1 protein-coding gene and 1 pseudogene are annotated in these 1010 nt (G+C 47.9%); both read left to right on the forward strand.

Going from position 1 to position 1010, the window contains the following annotated elements; translation table 11 throughout:
* Positions 1 to 726 (forward strand): DHHA1 domain-containing protein (locus A3751_RS00275; RefSeq protein WP_231876799.1); only part of this gene is annotated, 726 nt, incomplete at its 5' end.
* Between the two features lie 53 nt (positions 727 to 779).
* Positions 780 to 1010 (forward strand): annotated as a pseudogene (locus tag A3751_RS00280) (aspartate kinase); the annotation flags it as partial.

Consider the following 1010-nt stretch of genomic DNA (forward strand, 5'->3'; position numbering starts at 1 on the left):
AGAGACATGGGGGCTATGGCGTTGTTCGGTGAGAAATACGGAGATGAGGTTCGTGTGCTATCGATGGGTCAAAAGTCGTTTTCTGTTGAATTGTGCGGAGGAACCCATGTTCAAAGGACAGGAGACATCGGTCAATTTATTATCCTCTCGGAGGGAGGAATCTCGTCGGGCGTTCGCAGAATAGAGGCGGTTACAGGGCTTGGTGCTGAAGAGTATGTGAGGTCAAATCTTGAGAGTGTTTCTGCAATCGCTTCTCAGCTGAAATGTTCCAAAGAGGATGTTTTGGATAAGGCGCAACAGCAGCTCGATAAAGTTAAGCTGCTAGAGAAAGAATTGGAAAAATTAAAGTCCAAGCTCGCAGCTGATGCTGGAAGTGAGATCGCCGGATCAGCTATCGAGATAAGCGGTGTCAAGGTATTAGCCAAGAAAGTCGACGGTATGGACCGAAAAGGATTAATGGATGCTGTTGATAAGTTAAAGAATGAGCTTGGTGAGGCGGTCGTGATGTTGGCCTCGGTTGAGGATGACAAGGTGACTCTGATAAGTGGTGTTTCCAAGTCAATATCGAAACGGTTTCCAGCGGGAGATTTGATGCGAGAGATTGCTGCAAAGGTTGATGGAAAAGGTGGTGGTCGTCCTGATATGGCGCAAGGCGGGGGCACGAATATCGACAAACTGGATGCCGCATTATCTGGGGTTCAAGAATGGGTCGCAAGTAAGGTATAATCGCGCGCTTTTTGATTTATAGCCTTGTTCGGGCAGTATAGGAATAGTTAGCAATGGCCTTGTTGGTTCAAAAGTTCGGTGGTACTTCTGTAGGCTCGGTTGAGCGTATCGAAGCGGTTGCTGATAAAGTTAAAGCGTNTCGTGAAAAAGGCGATGACATTGTTGTGGTCGTTTCGGCGATGAGTGGAGAGACGAACCGTTTGATCGGTTTAGCGGCAGATATAATGGAAGAGCCGACTCCTCGTGAAATGGATGTGCTCGTGTCTACGGGCGAACAGGTTACC

This window comes from Oleiphilus sp. HI0080 (assembly GCF_001635135.1).